Here is a 14,422-nt window from a genome sequence, read left to right as displayed (position 1 = left end):
CTCAACTGCTGCTGTAAACTTTCGTAACTTGACTTCGCTACAGTTTCGGCTAATTGGCTTTCGAGATTTTGCTTTTCGGTAGCGAGTTGCTGGTGCAAAGATGCGATCGAACTTTCGCGTTCACTCAACTGCTGCTGTAAACTTTCGTAACTTGACTTCGCTACAGTTTCGGCTAATTGGCTTTCGAGATTTTGCTTTTCAGTAGCGAGTTGCTGCTGCAAAGAAGCGATCGAACTTTCGCGTTCAGCCAACTGCTTCTGTAAAGTTTCGTAACTTGACTTCGCTACTGTTTCGGCTAATTGGCTTTCGAGATTTTGCTTTTCGGTAGCGAGTTGCTGCTGCAAAGAAGCGATCGAACTTTCGCGTTCAGCCAACTGCTTCTGTAAAGTTTCGTAACTTTCTTGCAGCGGATTTGGCTTTACACTCACCGAGTCCGATAGAGTTTCTGCCGTTACAGCGTCATTAAATTCGCTTTCTTCGGCTGTTTCCCCTTGCAAGTGGGCGGCTTCTACCTGCGTTTCTTCACCTTTTTTCCAAGTGACACTAACTTCCGTCTTGTCGCTTGAAATATCCAGAGCGCCTTGTGCCAAGCGTTCTAGGAGCTCCGACCTTGATATTCCGAGCTTTCGAGCGATCGTGTTCAATCGATCGGCACTAGAAGAAGTCAGCGAAAGTCCGATTTTGACTTTGCTGTCTGAATTGGAACTAACTACATTGCGATTTTTTTTGACCATTGGCATTTTCCTCATGCCAACCTACACTTATTAGTATAGTGGCTGAAGCTTGTATTAAAATTAATTCTTGTTACTTACCAATTGTGCCAGCTTGCGTTCCCAATTGAACAAAAAGCCGTGAATGTATTCTTCGATCCATTCCTCCCGGCAGAACCGCGTGAACATTCCCTGGGCCGGGGTTTTTTCGGCACGATACCGCAGATAGCGCAGTCGAGCTTGTAAGCCGTTGTTTTAAAGCGAAGCTTCCAAAGTCGCACCTGCAACCCGATGATCTCGATCTTTTGCCAAATAGCTCACAGCAGCGCGAGCTTGAGGATTGTCAAATTTGCTCAGCGCGCGAGCAACTCGCAGCCGAATTCCCCAGTTATCCGAACTTACTAGAGGTAATAATTGCTGCAATGCCTGTTCTTGCTTCCGGGTATTTGCCAGCAGACCAAATCCGTCAATTGCTGCTTCCTGAACAGGTAAATCTTCGCCGCCAAGACCGATCGCACAAATTTCAAATACTGCATCAGGACACTGCATTTCGTACAGCGGAGCCATAATGCTGCGGCGGACGAGCCAATTGTCATCGCGGCGAAAAGCTTCGACTAAATGAGAAATTGCCTCGGTTCCGAACCTTGACAAAGAGTTAGCGGCTTCGGCGCGCACGTTCGGATCGCGATCGAACTGCATCATTTTTAACAGCGCCGCAAAAGCTTCCGCAGTTTGAATCTGCCGCAATCCCATCGCCACGAACGATCGCACCATAAACTCGCGATCGTCCACTTTGCTCAGCAACATCGGTAGCGCCACCGCAGAATCGCACTTTCTCAGAGCCGTTACCCCCCGCAGCCTCTCTTGAGAATCCGAACTTTGCAGCGCTGCATGGATTTCGTTAATTTTCATAAGCCAATTATAAATTTTTGTTACGTTTCTTGACAATTTTAGCAATTATTCCCGGATTTTGGGCAGATTTAAAAAAAATTCACTGCTGAACAAAAAATTTTGTGGGTATTTAAGCGAACTTTTGTATTAGTAATGAAGGCAAGTAGTACCATATTTATTTGAGTATGCGGAGGCATCATTTATTTTTTTTAATGGATTTTAACAGCCGATTTGTTAGAAGCAGCGGCTTGGTGCAGTGCAGAATAGAATCATTTTTTGATCCCAAATTTCGGAGATTTAAGCGCCATTTAAAACCCTAGTTTTCCCGCGCATAAAATCCCAAATGATTGGAAATTGGACGTTCCTGCATGGGAATTTTATTCTGAATCGGAGCATTCAACAGTTTCGCTCCTGACGGCGATGCTACTGCAAAAGTTACCGACCCGCCACCATCTAAATTTAGCACTGTCTCAACTCCCAACTGCATCGAAATATCAGTTATTTCGCTCAATTTCAGCCCTTCACTGTAAAGCCTCTGCTTGCCGTCTACCAGAATTAACCACAACTTGTCGCCTGTTTTGTCGATCGCCACGACGGCACGGGGATAGGGTTTATCCTGTGTGCGTTCTTTCTGGCTTTGTGCTACGGGTTTGCCATTTTTTACCAGCAAAGTATCTCCGGCAACTGCATAGGCTGTTCCCGCAGGGCAAGTGCCGTTTTCGATTATTTGAGCGCGGTTTTTGGCATCAAAACAAAGGGCGGGAAAGTCTGGATTTGGTTGAGAATAAGCTTGACTTTTGGCAATGGCGTGTCCGACATTATTTACTCGATCGCCACTGCGGGGATAGTAATCCCAAGGTGCTTCCTCGATGCAGGGATAAAAAAAATTGCCGTTGACTGCTAATTGCAATTTAAATTCTTTCAGGAATTCAGTAGCCGTGCGGGCATTGGTTTCTGTTAAATCGGGTGTTGGGTTTCCGGGAGTGACAAAAATTCCTATTCCCGGCGCTTTTAGGTCGATGCTAACAATGTGAATTAGGGTGGGACGCGGATTAGTCCGAAATTCCCTGCGGTAGGCTATTCCCTGAAAGAGCGATCGGGCTTCGTTTGTTTGTTGGGGACGCAAAAAGTAGGGAATATTGTAGAGTAGTATTGGTGCGAGCAATATTCCCACACCGAGAATATGCCAAATTTGTTTGATCGTGGGCCGATAAGTCATACCATTTTAGATTGGAGATTGGGGACGGAAACACTGACAGATTTATATATTTTCCAGCATCCTATACTAATATGAAGTATTCGGATTCCAATAATTTTAGCAATCAAATTTTACGAAATCGATCGTTCCAAGGACAAGTTCTTAACGGTGCTGATTTCAGCGGTGCGGATGTTCGAGGCTGCAATTTTAGAAATGCTCAGTTAGCGGGTGCGAATTTTCTAGGTGCCAAAATCGGGCTTTCTCGGCGACAGATAGCTGTTTTGAGTGCTGGGGCGATCGCGATTTGTTTGGTTGTGGGCGATGTTCTGACTCGACTGATTTTGGGAACTCAAGGACAAGTACCGGGCTCTGGCAGTTGGCCTTTTGTTCTGTTGCTGTACGGGGTTTTGAGCGCTGCTGGTTTCGCTTCGGCGATCGCCAGCAAACAGCCACAAACCTCAGCGGGTAGATTGGCACGAACAATTTCTGCTATTCTATCAGGAGCTTTGTTGGGATTTTTCTATGCTGGCACTGCAACTAATAATAATTCCCAGGCTGCTCTTGCTGGAATGTCGATCGGTGGGGTGTTAATGTTTTTGGTGAATTCCCGGATTCGTAGCCAATTTGCACAGGTGGCGATCGCATCGGCTGGAAGTGTGGCGACTTACGCAGCGGCTTTTTTGTTCAGTGCAACGGCGAGCGCTTTTCTGAGCACTCACAAACTGTTTTGGGGTATGTGTTTCGGTTTGCTGTCGCTGCTGTATCTTTGGTTTGCGTTTGTGTCTTTCTCGGCGCTTGTTCGAGAGATTGGAAATGCTGAGGGTACTTCGTTCAGAGGGGCAAATCTCGCTGATGCTAAGTTCGATATAAATTACCTCTATCTAAAATCTAAAATTTAAAATCTAAAATTCCCTAATTGACATTTATTTCCTAACCCAGGCTGAATACGACAAAGACAAATAAAAAAATGATCCTTACTTTTGATGGAGCCACTTATAGCAAATTGCTTGCACAAATCGCTCCTAGGGCGATCGAAACCGAAGAGGAATACGAGCGCCTCCTGGCAGTAGCAGAACGGCTAACGTTCGCTAAAAACCTCACTCCAGAGGAGAGAGCTTTATACAAGTTGTTAGTCACGCTGATTGAAGTTTATGAGACGGAAAATTATCCGATCGACAAATCGGAGCCTCATGAGATTTTGCAACACATCGTGACAACTCCCACCGTCAACCGCTAAAAGCGGTCTGACGGGGGCTTCTCAAATTCACAAATGAGAGTTCTTGTCTCACAGGCTGTCTACTGACTAAGCCTCCACAAGCAGCAAACGGTTGTCCTACCGTCCGTTTAAGTATGTTCAGTGAAGCGTTTAAATCTCTGTCCAAACAAACCGAACAATTGGGGCAATTATGAATACGAATAGACAGGTCTTTAACAACTCTTTCTTCACAATTAAAACACTCAATACTTGTGCCTTTAGCATCAACTTCTTGGGTATGCTTACCGCGTCTTACCGCTACTGCTTGCAATATATTCAAGAACGTCCGCCATGCAACATCGAGTATTGATTTAGCTAATCTGGTTCTAGCTAGACCCTTGATATTCAATTTCTCGAATCCAATCAGATCGTAAGTTGTACATAAATAATGAGCTACAGAATAATGAAAATCTTTGCGTTGACGGGCAATATGCAGATGCAACCTAGCAACTTTATTCGCTTGTTTTTGATAGTTGTTAGACCCCTTGGACTGTCTGGCTAACTTGCGTTGTCTCCGTGCTAGAACAGCTTGAGCCTTGCGGTAGAACAGAGGAACGGCAATTGCTTCAGCGTCACTAGTAGTTAGAAACTTTTCTAATCCAACATCAATTCCCACCGCCGATTTAATTTTATCAACAGGTAAGGAAGTCGGTACTGTGTTATCTTCAAGTGCGAAACTTATATACCAACCATCAGCTTTGCTAACGATTGTTGCTTGTTTAATATCGAAACCGTCGGGTATCGGACGGTGCAATATTACTGGAATCTCACCAATTTTAGATAACTTTAAAGTGCTACTATTTAAGTTCGCTCCGGCTTTGGCAGAATTGACTCTGGGAAATGTAATCGAACAAAGATCACCCTGTTTCTTAAACCTGGGTTTACCGCCTCTCTTACCGCTTTTATCGGGGACTAACCATCGCTTCCAAGCCTTATCTAACCGCATTAAATTTTGCTGTTGGCAGTCAGCATAAATGTCTTTATATTCAGGAAATAATGATTTTGTTCCCTTTAAATTGGCAGCTTGTGAATAGTAATCAACTCGTGCAGGAATCTCACCAATTGGCTCACTTATCAGACTGCATCTATCGATTGAAGAGCGGGTGCGACGAAGGTAATCTAATCTTTGTCCAAGAGCATAGTTCCAATGCCGACGCAACAATTCACCCCAGTGGCTCAAAGTCGCCGCCTGTTCTTGGTTTGGTTGCAATCGGTACTGATAAGTGAGTAGCATAGGATTATTATATCATGCTTAGTGCTATGAGCTATTTCGCAAGGAATTTGCTGATATTGTTAACCTAATTTACAGTAAACCAGCGTTCTGGACGGGTGCCTATTTCGTTGCCAGTTGTGGCGGCGTTACCGTTGAACAAGTTAGAAAATATGTCGAAAACCAGAGTGATATCGCAGAGTAATTGTCGGTTCGTCACCCACCCCACTCACTCTTTGAGCTGTCAAAGTTGTTGGGGCGTGGGATTCCTCACCGACCTGCTATCCCCCTCGCCACCAACCGCGTCTAGCGGTCTGGTGGGAGTACCCCGCAGTTTAGATGGAATCCAGCGGCACCTGTCAAGCGGACTTGGTAGGTATCATTGGATCGAGCGGTGTAGTGTCTGAGGTGGTGAATGGGAAAAGAGCGATTAGCAAGGCACAAGCTAAAGCACTAGGCGATTATTTTAAAATCTCACGTAGCTTGTTTATTTTATTTGGAAATTGGGCATTGGGAATAGGGCATTGGTTATTTGTGATTAGAAAAACTACTAACCAGTAACCACTAAGTATTACCGATGCCCGATGCCAGATGCCCATGCCTGAGGCATCTGGCCCTATGCCGGCAGTCCCTGAATGTTACCGATTATTAGGCGTTGCTGAATTAAGGTATGATCAGTTCAAAGATAAATTTGGAAAAAACAATTAGGTGACGCTCCTAGACCATATCGCTGGCGATTGGTGTACGAGCGTCACTATGGTTTTCTAGTATTGGCATTATATCGGGGCGTTTATTCTCGGCGCGATCGCCCTAATTTACACTCAAACATTGAAAAGCGATCGCCCTTGAGTTTTCTACAAGAATTCAAGGGCGATCGCTCTAATCAAAGTATTTATCTCAGATATGAGATTTTTTTTTGCAAGCTGTTTTTTTTGCCTGAACAGCTTGATTAACGGAGAGGGAGGGATTCGAACCCTCGTTAAGTTGCCCTAAACACACTTTCCAGGCGTGCGCCTTCAACCGCTCGGCCACCTCTCCAGGGCTAAATTAATTCATTTAGCCACAGCTAAACTATATTAGCAGAACAAATCTGATTTGGGAAGGGGTAACGGCATAAATTTACTGTTTAATGTGGGTAGGGTGTCAAACGACGCGGCTTGGATTCTCCTCCTGGGGTCGCAAACCCCTTCATCTAAAGGAGTTTGCTCGCCAAACCCCAATCTAAAATCTAAAATCTAAAATCTAAAATTCCATGACTGACTCTTACACAATTAAAATTCATAACAGACAGACAGGCGATCGCCACACCGTGCGAGTACCCGAAGACCGCTACATCCTGCAAAGCGCGGAAAACCAAGGAGTAGAATTGCCATTTTCCTGCCGCAACGGCGCTTGTACCGCCTGTGCGGTGCGCGTCAAGTCGGGCGAACTGCACCAGCCAGAAGCAATGGGGCTGTCTGTGGAACTGCAAAAAGAAGGTTATGCCCTGCTGTGCGTCAGCTATCCCCGTTCCAACATCGAGGTAGAGACGCAAGACGAAGACGAAGTGTACGAACTGCAGTTCGGCCGCTACTTCGGCAAAGGTAAAGTTCGAGCCGGTTTGCCGTTGGATGAAGAATAAGGCAATTTGATAAATAATCAACTACCAATTATCCATGCTTTATCGATTATGTGCGATCGCCCTTTGTCTGTTGCTAGCTAGCTGCCAAAAACCAGAAATTCCCCAAGGTACGATCGCCAAAGTAGAAAGGGCCATCAGCGGCCAAACAATCGAAGTTATCAGTACAGCCAACAAAATAGCCTTATTAGAACAAATCAGGCTGATTGGTATTGATGCGCCGGATTTAAAACAGCAGCCTTGGGGAGAAGCAGCCAAACAAAGACTAGAACAGCTAACTGGGGGAAAACAGGTATTGTTAGAATCAGACATCGAACAGAAAGACCAGTTCGATCGCAAACTAGCCTACTTGTGGCAAGATAAAATTTTGCTCAACGAACAGCTAATCAAAGAAGGTTATGCCCTGGCCTCAGTGCGATCGCCCAACACCAAATATCAGCAGCGACTCGTCAACGCTCAAGAATGGGCGAGACTGATGGGTAAAGGCCTGTGGAATCCAGAACGAGCCTTGCGCCAAACTCCCGCAGAATTCCGCCAGCAAAATCGGCATTAGTCATTAGTCATTAGTCATTAGTCAGTAGTCAATGACTAAAAACTCCTCAGTTATAACTAACAACTAATGAGCAATGATTTCATTCTTCCCTCTTCCTTCGTGTCCTTCGCGTCTTCGCGGTTCGTACTTCCTCTTCCTTCTTCCTTCTTCCTTCCTCCTTCTGCTATAACAACTAACAAATGACAGACAATCAACTGCAAAACTTCTTAGAAATAGCCACCGAAGCAGCCCTAGCCGCCGGTTCGGTCCTGAAATCTTTCTGCGGAAAATTAGAAAAAATTCAAGAAAAAGGCCGATCGGGCGATTTAGTAACAGAAGCCGACAAAGCCTCAGAAGCCGTCATCTTAGAAATTCTCGGCCGCCACGTACCCGACCACGCCATCCTCGCCGAAGAATCCGGCAAATTAGGGGATGCTAGCAGCAAATACCTGTGGGCGATCGACCCTTTGGACGGCACAACCAATTATGCTCACCAATATCCTTTTTGGGCCGTGTCGATCGGACTTTTAATCGACGGCATACCACAAATTGGAGTAATTTACGACCCTTTTCATAATGAATTATTTCGGGCAGGCAAAGGATTGGGAGCAACCTGCAACCGATCGCCGATCGAAGTTTCCCAAATCTCAGAATTGAGAACCAGCTTGCTAGTCACTGGCTTTGCATACGATCGGCGGGAAACAGCAGACAATAATTATGCCGAATTCTGTCACCTCACCCACCTCACCCAAGGCGTGCGGCGCAGCGGTTCGGCATCCCTAGACCTCGCACACCTCGCGATGGGGCGATCGGACGGATACTGGGAACGGGGACTCGCCCCTTGGGACGTAGCCGCCGGTGTAGTCATCGTCTCCGAAGCCGGAGGTCAAATTACAGCTTATGACGGCAGTGCCTTTGAGATGAACTCAGGTCGGGTTTTGGCCACAAACGGCAAAATACACGCCGAACTCAGCAGCGCACTGCTAGCAGTTCCTCCCTTATCTTCTTGGAAGTAACGTCCCCCCAGCCAGAGATCGGGGGTAGTACGGGGGTCACAACCCCTTGAGTCAAGCTACATTAAAGAATAGTGAAAAGCCAGGAAAGGAAGAGTAAAAGTTATGTCTTTTGAAATGACAAAAGGGCTGTTCAAGTACGACTTTACAGATCAGCACGCAATTTTGGGAATTCCCTTAGACGCCGAGTTTAACGACATCCGCAAGCGCTACATGAAAATCGCCCGCCGATTGCATTCGGATACTTGCTCTTTTGAAAGCCAAGCTGATAAAGATTGGGCTAACCAATTTTTGTCAAAAGTAGTCAATCCGGCTTACAATAAATTCTCTAAGGAAAGCGATCGCAAAGAATACACCCTACTCTTAGCAGCCATCGCCAAGCGCGTCGTTAAAGAACAGGCGAAAATGCAAATTGAAAGCGCAGCAGCCAAACAGTTAGCTACCGCTCAAAATTGGGAAGAAGCTTACAAAACAGCAGTTAGCAAACTCGCTCTCAAGCAGTACGAATCAGTTAAGGAAACGCAAGAGGCGATCGATCAAATTAGCGAACTCAACATGGTTTACCTGCTGCGAAAAGAGCGCATGGGTGGTGGTGGTGCGGTTACAGTGAGTCCGCCCCCAAAAGTCACACCCCCAACTAGCACAGAAAAAACAGTAGCAGCAACCTCAGCCACAGTAAATCCCACGCCGCCTCCTCCGCCTAAAGTCGAACCCCCAAACTCACAGACCGAAGCCTATTGCCGCCGAGCTCAAGGATTTATGGACAGCAAAAATTACGCTAAAGCAAGTTTGGAGTTGAGGGAAGCCATGAAGCGAGATCCAAAACACAGCAAGGCTCACGCTATGTTAGCAATGTGTTACCTTGAACAAAATCAAGCCACAATGGCAAAAATTGAGATGAACAAAGCTTTGGCATCAAATCCTGAAGAACCGACGGCTTTGGAGGTTAAGAAAAAGCTGGAACAAGCTTCCGCAAAGGCCAAAAAAGGTGACGATAAACCAGGATTTTTTGCAAGTTTGTTTGGCGGGAAGAAGAAGTGAGAAGTTGTGAGTTGTGAGTCGGGAATATTGAGAAATTGGTAAACTGCTCAGCAGTGGAGTGCTCTGGCTCAAAAGAATCCAGAGTTGGTGATATCACATCGGATCGCAGTCAGAATTATACCGTCAGTGCGATCGTCCCGCGATCGCGGATGCTCCAGAAAGAACGGGACGATCGCACTGACGGGGAAAATGATAATTCCGATGCCAACAAAAACGATATTAGACCTTAATTTGTTAAAATCGAAGGTTAAGCTGGCCTTCTTCGACTTTAACACCGTTCCCTAAAGCTAAGCTTCTAAGCCCAATCGAAAATCGAAAATCGAAAATCGAAAATAGAGATGACACCTTAATTTGTTAAAGTCGAATGTTAAGCTGGCCTGGTTAGACTTTAACACCGTCCATAAAGCTAAGCTTCTAAGCCCCATCTAAAATCTAAAGTCTAAAATCTAAAATTGATATGGTTCACCAACCCCCATCGGGTGCAAGAGATTTATTGCCCCTTGACGTTGCTCAAAAAATTTCGATCGAACGGCGCTTACAGCAGGTTTTTCACCGCTGGGGCTATCACCGGATTATTACTTCAACTCTAGAAAGGCTGGAAACTTTGATGGCTGGGGGCGCGATCGACCGATCGACCTTAATTCAACTGCAAGACGCCGAGGATGGAGAACTTGGTTTGCGGCCGGAATTGACAGCATCCATCGCGCGCGCGGCTGCAATGCGGATGGCCGGGACTCGCTGGCAACCTCAGCGCCTCTACTACAACGCCAACGTGTTCCGCAAAGGCCCCGATACTGGCTCAGGCGGGCAACAGGAGTTCTATCAAGCTGGGGTAGAGCTGCTTGGCGCGGGGGGGGCGGTTGCGGATGCGGAAGTGCTGCTGCTGCTGTCAGAGTGCTTGCAAAGCTTGGAAATTGATGAGTGGCATTTGGTTTTGGGAGAAGCGGGCTTGACTGCAACATTGCTAGAACCGTTTCCGCCAAACGTCCGCCAAAAAGTTCGGGGGGCGATCGCCAATCTCGATCGAATTGCCTTGGAAACTTTGCCGCTGTCAACCGAATTGCGAGAAAGAGCTCTGCTATTATTTGACTTGCGCGGCCGCCCAGAAGAGGTGTTGCCAATTGTTGCCAAGCTGGATTTAGATTTGCCGCAGCAAGCCGCGTTAAATAATCTCAAATCGGCGATCGAATTGCTGCACCAATGCCAGTCAAAAATTCCAAATCTAAAATCCCACATTCACCTCGATTTGAGTTTAATTCAAACATTTGACTACTACACTGGAATTGTGTTTGAAGTTGTCAGCAGCAGCAAGACAGGACAGCGAGTTTTAGGACAAGGGGGACGCTACGACCAACTGTTGGGACTGTTCGATCCCCAAGGGCAAAATTCCCCCGGCATCGGGTTTTGTCTGAATATTGAAGATTTGCACCAAGTTTTGCTGACAGAGGGGCAGTTGCCCACGGAGACGCCAGCTAGCGACTGGTTGGTTGTGGCTCAAACTCCTGAAGCTAGTGCCGCCGCGTTTGCTTACGCTCGCAAACTCCGAGACTCTACTCACCTAGTTCGGGTGGAAATAGATTTGGAGAGTCGGGAGACAGCAGAGTCGGCGCGGGAATATGCGCGCGATCGACGAATTGCTCAAATTGCTTGGGTAAATGCCGAAGGATTGCCAACAATTGAAACGGTAAATTAGGCTAATTGGTAATTGGTAATTGGTAATTAGTAGTTGGTAATTGGTTAAAAATCACCCGATATGATATTATGTATCCTGCTGATTGAGAGAAGGTTTTGCCAATTGCTAATTGCTAATTCCCTATCTAACTAAAATCTTTTGAGAGAACACTATGGCACACACTATTGTTACGAATATTTGCGAGGGAATTGCGGATTGCGTCGGCGCTTGTCCGGTTGCTTGCATTCACCCCGGCCCCGGCAAAAATGTCAAGGGTACTGATTGGTTTTGGATTGATTTTGATACCTGTATTGACTGCGGTATTTGTTTGCAGGTGTGTCCTGTCGAAGGTGCGATCGTTCCAGATGAGCGGCCTGAGTTGCAGCAAACTCCGACTTGATTGAATTAACTCTTTTTCCCCTTCTTTTCTCTTCCTTTGTGTCATAAGCGTCTTCGCGGTTCGTTAAATTTATATAGGAACTTTTTTTACGAACCGCAGAGACCACAGAGGACACAGAGAAGAAGTTGAGAAAGAACGAAAAAATCTAACGTTGAGATATCTTAAGTGCAGGTAATTAGTTATGCTACTTTTAGATCCAAAAACTCTCGCTCCAGCGACTGAACAGCGCATCATTCTATATGATGTGACTTGGGAACAATACGAGCAACTTTCCGATATGTTTGTCGATGGATTCCCCAGGATGACTTACTTGGAAGGAACGTTAGAAATTATTATGACGACTTCGCCCGAACATGAAAGGCTTAAAAAAATTATTGCCCGGTTGATAGAAAATTATGCAGTTGAAAGGCTAATTAATCTCAACGGTTACGGTAGTGCTACATTTCGTCGCGAAGCTGTGAGACGGGGTGCGGAACCAGATGAGTGTTACTGCTTGGGTGCACTTGCAGAAATCCCTGATATTGCGATCGAAATTGCTCTAAGTAGCGGTGGAGTTGACAAACTAGAAGTGTATCGCGGTTTGCAAGTTCCTGAAGTCTGGTTTTGGGCTAACGATCAATTTTCTATTTACCACTTGCGCGCGTCTGGTTATGAGTTAATTTCCAGCAGTGAATTTTTGCCTGAGTTAGACTTTTCTGTATTGAGTCAATATGTAGGATATGTTAACCAAACTGAAGCTGTTATTGCTTATAGAACTGTTTTGCAAACAGCTACAGGAACCTCAAATTAATAGACATCTCCAGAAAAGCCAGTATTGAACAGGCTTTCCGGCCTGTTCCACAATTTAAAAAAAAGCCCATCGCACTTGACAAAAAAAACTACAATAAAATCCTATGCAGCCGATCGCACTTTCCGACTCTCATATTTTATCCATGCGTACCCACGCCGAAAGCGCTTATCCTGAAGAATGCTGCGGTTTGTTGCTGGGTCGAGTTACTGGCGATGTTAAAACTTTAGTGGAAGTTTGGCCGACTGAGAATGCTTGGAGTGCACAGGCCCAGGAGAATTGGCCGGAAGAAAAAGGATTGACAGAACGACGCAGATATGCTATTAAGCCCGAAGATATGTTGCGGGCGATGAAACATGGGCGCGATCGCAGTCTGGATATTATCGGTATATATCATTCTCACACGGATTGTCCCGCAGTGCCCTCAGAGTGCGATCGGACATTGGCCTGGGCCCAATACTCTTATATCATTGTGTCCGTCCGACAAGGCTGTTGGGAAGACATCCGCAGTTGGAGTCTTGACGGAGAGGGGAACTTTCAAGCAGAGGAAATTCTCGCACAGGAACCGACTGAGATTAAGAAATAATTAGTAAAAATAACAAACACGTAAAAATGCGAAAGATTCAGATAGGATGTAATTCAAAATCTGCGCTACACACAATATCATGCTAAATCCTAATCTGGAGGAGATCCAGCTCAACAAACAAGAATACGAACGCTACTCTCGCCACCTGATCCTGCCAGAAGTGGGATTGGATGGGCAGAAGCGTCTCAAAGCTGCCAGCGTGCTCTGCATCGGTACGGGAGGCCTCGGTTCGCCGCTGCTGCTGTATTTAGCAGCCGCCGGTGTTGGCCGCATTGGGATTGTAGACTTTGATGTTGTAGACCATTCTAATTTGCAGCGGCAAGTAATTCACGGCACTTCTTGGGTTGGGAAACCGAAGATTGAGTCGGCTAAAAATCGGATTTTAGAAATTAATCCTTTTTGCCAAGTTGATTTGTACGAAACTCGCGTTAGTTCGGAAAATGCGATCGACATTGCCACTCCTTACGATATCATTATCGACGGCACGGACAACTTCCCGACTCGCTATTTGATGAACGACGTTTGCGTCCTTCTAAACAAGCCCAACGTCTACGGTTCTATCTTCCGATTTGAAGGGCAAGCAACAGTTTTCAACTACGAAGGCGGCCCGAATTATCGCGATTTGTACCCGGAACCCCCGCCTCCTGGGATGGTTCCTTCTTGTGCAGAAGGCGGCGTTTTAGGCGTTTTGTGCGGAGTTGTCGGTTCTATCCAAGCAACGGAAGCTATCAAGATTATCTTGGGTCAAGGCACTACTTTGAGCGGCAGACTGTTGCTTTACAATGCCTTAGATATGACGTTCCGGCAATTGAAATTGCGGCCAAATCCAGTGCGTCCGGTAATTGAAAAGTTAATCGATTACGAAGAATTCTGCGGATTGATTCCACCAACAGCAGAGGAAGCCAAAATCCAAGTTCCTGAAATGACTGTCACAGAACTTAAGGAGTTAATCGACAGCGGTGCGAAGGATTTTGTATTGTTGGATGTTCGCAATCCCAATGAGTATCAAATTTGTCAAATTCCTGGGTCGGTTTTGGTTCCTTTGCCGGATATCGAACACGGCGCAGGTGTCGCGAAGGTCAAGGAATTGTTGAACGGCCACCGCTTGATTGCACACTGCAAAATGGGCGGGCGTTCTGCGAAGGCTTTGGGGATTTTGAAGGAAGCTGGAATTGAGGGGATTAATGTTAAGGGCGGAATTACTGCTTGGAGTGAAGAAGTAGACCCGTCTGTACCTCAATATTAAGGCTAATCTTTTTCTGGGGCGGGCGATTTGCCCGCCCGGAACCGGGATTATGGCGGGGGCAACTGTATTCTCACCCCGTTCTCCTTTGATTCTATCTTTGTAAACTTCACTAGCTACTTGATAAAATGCGATCGCCCTTGCGATGCACTATCCATGTTTGGGATATTGTACATTTATTGTGGGGGAGTGCGATTCGTTTAACCCAAATGGGTAGCAATACTCAGGGAAGGTTAGCCTAACCAACTGGTTAGTATAACTGAATA

General features: G+C 46.1%; 18 protein-coding genes, 1 tRNA gene and 1 pseudogene. 14 read left to right on the top strand and 6 right to left on the bottom strand.

The window, feature by feature from the left end; genetic code table 11:
• The 4 genes from QUB16_RS29840 to QUB16_RS29825 form a co-directional block, all read right to left on the bottom strand.
• A partial coding sequence (locus tag QUB16_RS29840; RefSeq protein WP_333321754.1) for a ribbon-helix-helix protein, CopG family occupies positions 1-734 on the bottom strand: 734 nt, incomplete at its 3' end.
• Between the two features lie 60 nt (positions 735-794).
• On the bottom strand, positions 795-944 hold the full coding sequence (locus QUB16_RS29835) for a hypothetical protein (RefSeq protein WP_333286785.1): 150 nt from the start codon (positions 942-944) through the stop codon (positions 795-797).
• A gap of 21 nt (positions 945-965) precedes the next feature.
• The gene (locus tag QUB16_RS29830; protein ID WP_333321753.1) at positions 966-1,622 is read right to left on the bottom strand and encodes a HEAT repeat domain-containing protein; all 657 of its coding nucleotides are present in this window, start codon (positions 1,620-1,622) and stop codon (positions 966-968) included.
• A gap of 295 nt (positions 1,623-1,917) precedes the next feature.
• Positions 1,918-2,820, bottom strand: a complete 903-nt coding sequence (locus QUB16_RS29825) for a phosphodiester glycosidase family protein (RefSeq protein WP_333321752.1) — start codon at positions 2,818-2,820, stop codon at positions 1,918-1,920.
• Positions 2,821-2,891: 71 nt separating this feature from the next.
• Here QUB16_RS29825 and QUB16_RS29820 point away from each other — a divergent pair, with 71 nt between their 5' ends.
• Positions 2,892-3,698 (top strand): pentapeptide repeat-containing protein, encoded by an 807-nt coding sequence (locus QUB16_RS29820; RefSeq protein WP_333321746.1) that lies wholly within the window; start codon positions 2,892-2,894, stop codon positions 3,696-3,698.
• 68 nt (positions 3,699-3,766) lie between these two features.
• The gene (locus QUB16_RS29815) at positions 3,767-4,036 is read left to right on the top strand and encodes a hypothetical protein (RefSeq protein ID WP_333321744.1); all 270 of its coding nucleotides are present in this window, start codon (positions 3,767-3,769) and stop codon (positions 4,034-4,036) included.
• On the opposite strand, the gene QUB16_RS29810 is transcribed toward QUB16_RS29815, so the two are convergent.
• Positions 4,026-5,288 (bottom strand): transposase, encoded by a 1,263-nt coding sequence (locus tag QUB16_RS29810; protein WP_333321742.1) that lies wholly within the window; start codon positions 5,286-5,288, stop codon positions 4,026-4,028. The genes QUB16_RS29815 and QUB16_RS29810 overlap by 11 nt on opposite strands.
• 31 nt (positions 5,289-5,319) lie before the next feature.
• On the opposite strand from QUB16_RS29810, the pseudogene QUB16_RS29805 reads away from it, so the two are divergent.
• Positions 5,320-5,469, top strand: a pseudogene (locus QUB16_RS29805) (transposase); the annotation flags it as partial.
• A gap of 134 nt (positions 5,470-5,603) precedes the next feature.
• Positions 5,604-5,825, top strand: coding sequence for a hypothetical protein (locus QUB16_RS29800; protein WP_333321740.1), 222 nt, complete (start codon positions 5,604-5,606; stop codon positions 5,823-5,825).
• 392 nt (positions 5,826-6,217) lie between these two features.
• Here the strand turns inward: QUB16_RS29800 and QUB16_RS29795 are convergent.
• Positions 6,218-6,302 (bottom strand) — tRNA-Ser (locus QUB16_RS29795).
• A 214-nt stretch (positions 6,303-6,516) separates the two neighbouring features.
• Here QUB16_RS29795 and QUB16_RS29790 point away from each other — a divergent pair.
• The 10 genes from QUB16_RS29790 to moeB all read left to right on the top strand — a co-directional run bounded on the left by QUB16_RS29790 (position 6,517) and on the right by moeB (position 14,159).
• Positions 6,517-6,885 (top strand): 2Fe-2S iron-sulfur cluster-binding protein, encoded by a 369-nt coding sequence (locus QUB16_RS29790; RefSeq protein WP_006635700.1) that lies wholly within the window; start codon positions 6,517-6,519, stop codon positions 6,883-6,885.
• A gap of 34 nt (positions 6,886-6,919) precedes the next feature.
• A complete protein-coding gene (locus QUB16_RS29785) occupies positions 6,920-7,435 on the top strand; it encodes a thermonuclease family protein (RefSeq protein ID WP_333321738.1) in 516 nt (171 codons plus the stop codon).
• A 179-nt stretch (positions 7,436-7,614) separates the two neighbouring features.
• Positions 7,615-8,430, top strand: a complete 816-nt coding sequence (locus tag QUB16_RS29780) for an inositol monophosphatase family protein (protein WP_333321736.1) — start codon at positions 7,615-7,617, stop codon at positions 8,428-8,430.
• Between the two features lie 102 nt (positions 8,431-8,532).
• Positions 8,533-9,468: a tetratricopeptide repeat protein gene (locus QUB16_RS29775; protein ID WP_333321734.1), complete on the top strand. Its 936-nt coding sequence runs from the start codon at positions 8,533-8,535 to the stop codon at positions 9,466-9,468.
• A 35-nt stretch (positions 9,469-9,503) separates the two neighbouring features.
• Positions 9,504-9,698 carry a hypothetical protein gene (locus QUB16_RS29770; protein WP_333321732.1) on the top strand — a complete coding sequence of 65 codons (195 nt, stop codon included), beginning with the start codon at positions 9,504-9,506 and terminating at the stop codon, positions 9,696-9,698.
• A gap of 227 nt (positions 9,699-9,925) precedes the next feature.
• Positions 9,926-11,161, top strand: coding sequence for an ATP phosphoribosyltransferase regulatory subunit (locus tag QUB16_RS29765; RefSeq protein WP_333321731.1), 1,236 nt, complete (start codon positions 9,926-9,928; stop codon positions 11,159-11,161).
• Positions 11,162-11,312: 151 nt separating this feature from the next.
• On the top strand, positions 11,313-11,540 hold the full coding sequence (locus QUB16_RS29760; RefSeq protein ID WP_333054336.1) for a ferredoxin family protein: 228 nt from the start codon (positions 11,313-11,315) through the stop codon (positions 11,538-11,540).
• A 181-nt stretch (positions 11,541-11,721) separates the two neighbouring features.
• Complete coding sequence (locus QUB16_RS29755; protein WP_333321730.1) at positions 11,722-12,330, top strand: Uma2 family endonuclease; 609 nt, start codon at positions 11,722-11,724, stop codon at positions 12,328-12,330.
• A 103-nt stretch (positions 12,331-12,433) separates the two neighbouring features.
• A complete protein-coding gene (locus QUB16_RS29750; protein WP_333321728.1) occupies positions 12,434-12,913 on the top strand; it encodes a M67 family metallopeptidase in 480 nt (159 codons plus the stop codon).
• 79 nt (positions 12,914-12,992) lie between these two features.
• Positions 12,993-14,159, top strand: a complete 1,167-nt coding sequence (gene moeB / locus QUB16_RS29745; RefSeq protein WP_333321727.1) for a molybdopterin-synthase adenylyltransferase MoeB — start codon at positions 12,993-12,995, stop codon at positions 14,157-14,159.
• The last annotated feature ends 263 nt before the right edge of the window (positions 14,160-14,422 follow it).

It is taken from the genome of Microcoleus sp. D3_18a_C4 (genome assembly GCF_036702415.1).
GTDB lineage: Bacteria > Cyanobacteriota > Cyanobacteriia > Cyanobacteriales > Microcoleaceae > Microcoleus.
Note: the sequence above shows the minus strand (reverse complement) of the source record. Positions and strands in the feature narration are given on the sequence as shown.

What these genes read in the sequence shown, in the direction of transcription:
- QUB16_RS29830 (WP_333321753.1), bottom strand. Translation starts at nt 1,622, where the DNA reads ATGAAAATTAACGAAATCCATGCAGCGCTGCAAAGTTCGGATTCTCAA.
- QUB16_RS29825 (WP_333321752.1), bottom strand. Translation starts at nt 2,820, where the DNA reads ATGACTTATCGGCCCACGATCAAACAAATTTGGCATATTCTCGGTGTG.
- QUB16_RS29820 (WP_333321746.1), top strand. Translation starts at nt 2,892, where the DNA reads ATGAAGTATTCGGATTCCAATAATTTTAGCAATCAAATTTTACGAAAT.
- QUB16_RS29815 (WP_333321744.1), top strand. Translation starts at nt 3,767, where the DNA reads ATGATCCTTACTTTTGATGGAGCCACTTATAGCAAATTGCTTGCACAA.
- QUB16_RS29810 (WP_333321742.1), bottom strand. Translation starts at nt 5,288, where the DNA reads ATGCTACTCACTTATCAGTACCGATTGCAACCAAACCAAGAACAGGCG.
- QUB16_RS29800 (WP_333321740.1), top strand. Translation starts at nt 5,604, where the DNA reads ATGGAATCCAGCGGCACCTGTCAAGCGGACTTGGTAGGTATCATTGGA.
- QUB16_RS29790 (WP_006635700.1), top strand. Translation starts at nt 6,517, where the DNA reads ATGACTGACTCTTACACAATTAAAATTCATAACAGACAGACAGGCGAT.
- QUB16_RS29785 (WP_333321738.1), top strand. Translation starts at nt 6,920, where the DNA reads ATGCTTTATCGATTATGTGCGATCGCCCTTTGTCTGTTGCTAGCTAGC.
- QUB16_RS29780 (WP_333321736.1), top strand. Translation starts at nt 7,615, where the DNA reads ATGACAGACAATCAACTGCAAAACTTCTTAGAAATAGCCACCGAAGCA.
- QUB16_RS29775 (WP_333321734.1), top strand. Translation starts at nt 8,533, where the DNA reads ATGTCTTTTGAAATGACAAAAGGGCTGTTCAAGTACGACTTTACAGAT.
- QUB16_RS29765 (WP_333321731.1), top strand. Translation starts at nt 9,926, where the DNA reads ATGGTTCACCAACCCCCATCGGGTGCAAGAGATTTATTGCCCCTTGAC.
- QUB16_RS29760 (WP_333054336.1), top strand. Translation starts at nt 11,313, where the DNA reads ATGGCACACACTATTGTTACGAATATTTGCGAGGGAATTGCGGATTGC.
- QUB16_RS29755 (WP_333321730.1), top strand. Translation starts at nt 11,722, where the DNA reads ATGCTACTTTTAGATCCAAAAACTCTCGCTCCAGCGACTGAACAGCGC.
- QUB16_RS29750 (WP_333321728.1), top strand. Translation starts at nt 12,434, where the DNA reads ATGCAGCCGATCGCACTTTCCGACTCTCATATTTTATCCATGCGTACC.
- moeB (WP_333321727.1), top strand. Translation starts at nt 12,993, where the DNA reads ATGCTAAATCCTAATCTGGAGGAGATCCAGCTCAACAAACAAGAATAC.